This window comes from Microbacterium sp. (assembly GCF_039812165.1).
Classification (GTDB): domain Bacteria; phylum Actinomycetota; class Actinomycetes; order Actinomycetales; family Microbacteriaceae; genus Microbacterium.
The window spans coordinates 1-4,112 of sequence record NZ_JBDIAB010000229.1; the positions used below are offsets into that span (position 1 = coordinate 1).

Here is a 4,112-nt window from a genome sequence, read left to right on the forward strand (position 1 = left end):
CGGGCGCGAGGGGCGAGCGGACGCGCGCGGCGGATCAGTCGCGGATCGCGGCGCCGAAGCGCTCGGCGGCGACGGCGACGCCCGCGAGCTTCGCCTCGGTCGCCTCCGCGGCCGTCAGCGTGCGGTCGGCGGCGCGGAAGCGCAGCGCGAACGTCAGGCTCTTCTGACCGTCGACGACGCCCGGCCCGCGGTAGTCGTCGACGAGCCGCACCGACTCCAGCAGCTCTCCGGCGCCCTCGACGAGCGCCTCGCGCACGAGGCCGGCCGGCAGGTCGGCACCCACGACGAGCGAGACGTCCTGCGTCGCGGCCGGGTAGCCCGAGAGGGATGCCGCGACCACGCGCTCGCCCGCGAGCGAGAGGAGCGCGTCGAGGTCGAGCTCGCCGACGACGACGCGACCGGGCAGGTCGGCGGCCTGCGACACGGCCGGGACCACCTCGCCGACGTAGCCGATCTCGGTGCCGCCGATCGACAGCACGCCGGTGCGGCCGGGGTGGAGCGCGGCGCGCTCGCCCTGGGCGACGTCGATCTCGACGCCGGCGGCCACGGCGATCGTCTGCACCGCGGTGAGCGCGTCGACGAGCTCGGCCGCCACGGCCGGCTGGCCGGGCTGGCGGGCGACGAGGTTGCCGGTGAGGAGGAACGCGACGTGGCGCGGCTGCGGCGGGATCGACGCGTCGATCGCGGCGAGCGTCGCGGCATCCGGTCGCACCGCGAGCGGCGGCACGACGTCGGTGCCGTAGCGCACGTCCGACTCGGGCGCGAAGACCTGACCGGTCTCGAACAGCGCGAGGTCGGTGAAGCCGCGCGACAGGTTGCGGTGCGCGACCTGTAGGAGCCCCGGCACGAGCGAACGGCGCAGGAACGGCGCATGCCCGTCGATCGGGTTCGCAAGGCGCACGCTCGGTAGCGGCTCGCCCGACGCGGACCCGTGCAGGTCGTTGAGCGCCGCCGTCGTGAACGGGAACGACGGGGTCTCGACGAAGCCGGCGGCGGCGAGCGCGTTGGCGACGCGACGACGGCCCTGCTGCGCGGGGGTGAACCCGCGGCCCGACGGCGGCACCGGCAGCACCGAGGGGATGCGGTCGTACCCGTCGATGCGGGCGACCTCCTCGGCGAGGGTCCATTTGTCGGTGAGGTCGGGGCGCCAGCTCGGCGGCACGACGTCCCAGCCCGATGCCGTGGCCTCGACCGCGCAGCCGATCAGCTCGAGCACCTCGGCGATGCGGGCCGGGTCGTAGTCGACGCCGATGACGCCGGCGACGAAGCCTGCGGGCAGAGCGATCGCGGCGCGGTCGATCGAGGGGCGGATCGCGGAGCCGACCGGGTCGGCCGTGCCGCCGGCGAGCGAGACCATGAGGTCGACGACGCGCTGGGCCGCCACGAGGGCGATCGCCGGGTCGACGCCGCGCTCGAAGCGCCGCGACGCCTCGGACGGCAGCTTGTGCCGCCGCGCGGTGCGCGCGATCGTGACCTGCTCGAACGTCGCCGCCTCGACCAGCACGTTGCGGGTCGTGGCGCTCATCTCGGTCGTGCCGCCGCCCATCACGCCGGCGAGGCCGATGGGCCCGGACTCGTCGGTGATGAGGAGGTCCTCGGGGTGGAGCGTGCGCACCTGCCCGTCGAGGGTCTGCAGCGTCTCGCCCGCCGCGGCGCGGCGCACCGTGATACCGCCGGCGAGCGCGTCGAGGTCGTACCCGTGGATGGGGTTGCCGAGCTCGAGCATGACGTAGTTGGTGATGTCGATCAGGATGCCGAGGGGGCGGACGCCTGCCAGCACGAGCCGCGTCGTCATCCACGGCGGGGTCGGGCGGTCCGGGTCGACGCCGCGCACGACGCGCGTGACGAACTCGGTCGCGCCCACGCGCCCGCGGATCGGCGCCTCGTCGGCGATCGTGACGGAGAAGCCGTTACCCGGGTCCACGACGGCGTCCTCGCGCAGACCGGGGTCGTGGAACGCGGCGCCCGTGGCGTGCGCGTACTCGCGCGCGACGCCGCGGATCGACAGCGCGTAGCCGCGGTCGGGCGTCACGTTGATCTCGACGGCGATGTCGTCGAGGCCGAGGAGCGCGATCGCGTCGGTGCCGACCGGCGCGTCGACGCCGAGCGTCGCCAGCCGCAGGATGCCGTCGTGCTCGTCGCCGAGGCCGAGCTCGCGCGCCGAGGCGATCATGCCGTCCGAGACGTGGCCGTAGGTCTTGCGCGCGGCGATCGGGAACGGCCCCGGCAGCACCGATCCGGGCAGGGTCACGACGACCTTGTCGCCCTCGAAGAAGTTGCGCGCGCCGCACACGATGCCGTGCACCGCGGGGCCGCCGTCGGCCGCGGTCTCGTCGGCCGGGGCGACGCGCACCTGGCACCACCGGATCGTCTTGCCGTTGGACTGCGGCTCCTCGACGAACGAGACCACCTCGCCGACGACGACCGGACCCTGCAGCTCGAAGCGGTGGACGTCCTCCTCTTCGAACCCGACCGACACGAGCGCAGCCAGGACGTCGTCGGCCGTGGCATCCGCCGGCACGTCGACGTATTCACGCAGCCACTTCAGCGGGACGCGCATCAGACCACCATCCCGAACTGCTCGCTGAAGCGCACATCGCCCTCGGCCATGTCGCGCATGTCCTGCACGTCGGAGCGGAACATGAGGGTCCGCTCGATCCCCATCCCGAACGCGAACCCGGAGTAGACCTCGGGGTCGATGCCCGCGGCGCGCAGCACGTTCGGGTTCACCATGCCGCAGCCGCCCCACTCGATCCAGCGCGCCCCGCCCTTGAAGGTGGGATGCCACAGGTCGAGCTCGGCGGACGGCTCGGTGAACGGGAAGTAGTTCGCGCGGAACCGGGTCTTCGCCTCGGCGCCGAACAGCTGCCGCGCGACGTGGTCGAGGGTGCCCTTGAGGTGCGCCATCGTGATGCCCTTGTCGACCACGAGTCCCTCGAACTGGCTGAAGACCGGCAGGTGCGTGGCGTCGAACTCGTCGGTGCGGTACACCCGGCCCGGGCAGATGACGTAGATCGGCAGGTCGCGCTCGAGCATGGAGCGCATCTGCACGGGGCTCGTGTGGGTGCGCATCACGAGGTGGCGCTCCACCGGGTCGACGAAGAACGTGTCCTGCATCTGGCGCGCCGGGTGGTCGACGTCGAAGTTCAGCGCGTCGAAGTTGAACCACTCGTGCTCGAGCTCGGGCCCCTCCGCGACCTCCCAGCCCATGCCGACGAAGATGTCGCCGATCTGCTCCTGCAGCAGCGTGAGCGGATGCCGCGCCCCGACGCGCGTGCGCGCCGCGAGCGCCGTGACGTCGACGCGCTCGGCCTCCAGCCGCGCGGCGGTCTCGGCCTCGGCGAGCTCGGCCTCGCGCGCGGCGAGCGCCTGGTTCACGCGGCCGCGGGCCTGGCCGACGAGCTTGCCGAACTCGGCCTTGCGCTCGTTCGGCACGTGCCGCAGCTGCGCGTTGAGCCGTGCGAGGGGTGACCCCTCAGCGAAGTGCGCGGCGCGCGCGGTCTTGAGCTCGTGGGTGTCAGCGGCCACGGCGATCGCCGCGAGAGCCGCGGCGACGGCGGCATCCACCGCCTCGGGCGTGATCTCGGGGGTCTTCTCGGGTGTGTCGGACACGAGAGACGAGTCTACCGAGCCGCGACGACCCGGCCGGTCCCGCCCGCCCGACGGGCTTCGACCTGCCGTCAGGCTCCCCCGCCGGTGGGCCCGTCGCCCCGCTCGCCGCGCTGGGTGGCGATCGCCTCGGTCGCGGCCGTGGTGCTCGGAGCGTCGGCGCCGCCGACCGCCTCGATGCCGCCGACGGCACCGGCGGTGCCCGCCACGACGGTCTTCGGCGAGCGCTTGACGCCGCGCTCGACACGCACCGCGAGGTAGCTGAGGGCGAGGCACATCGCCACGTAGATCGTGCCCGCGATCATCGCCGACGGGATGAGCGGCGAGCCGAAGTTGGCGTTCGACCCCAGGAGCTTCGCGACGTACAGCAGCTCGGGGTAGGTGATGATGAACCCGAGCGCGGTGTCCTTCAGGGTCACGACGAGCTGCGCGATGATGACCGGCATCATCGCCCGGATGGCCTGCGGCAGGAGGATGAGGCGCATGACGCCCGACTTGCGCAG

At 73.4% G+C, this 4,112-nt stretch carries 2 protein-coding genes and 1 pseudogene; all 3 read right to left on the reverse strand.

The annotated features are described in order from the left end of the window. Positions 1-34: 34 nt before the first annotated feature. Complete coding sequence (gene pheT, locus WML84_RS13340) at positions 35-2,560, reverse strand: phenylalanine--tRNA ligase subunit beta (RefSeq protein ID WP_347346627.1); 2,526 nt, start codon at positions 2,558-2,560, stop codon at positions 35-37. After that, positions 2,560-3,612: a phenylalanine--tRNA ligase subunit alpha gene (gene pheS / locus WML84_RS13345; RefSeq protein ID WP_347346628.1), complete on the reverse strand. Its 1,053-nt coding sequence runs from the start codon at positions 3,610-3,612 to the stop codon at positions 2,560-2,562. The genes pheT and pheS overlap by 1 nt, the downstream gene beginning before the upstream one ends. 68 nt (positions 3,613-3,680) lie before the next feature. Then, positions 3,681-4,112, reverse strand: a pseudogene (locus WML84_RS13350) (amino acid ABC transporter permease); the annotation flags it as partial.

What these genes read in the sequence shown, in the direction of transcription:
- pheT (WP_347346627.1), bottom strand. Translation starts at nt 2,560, where the DNA reads ATGCGCGTCCCGCTGAAGTGGCTGCGTGAATACGTCGACGTGCCGGCG.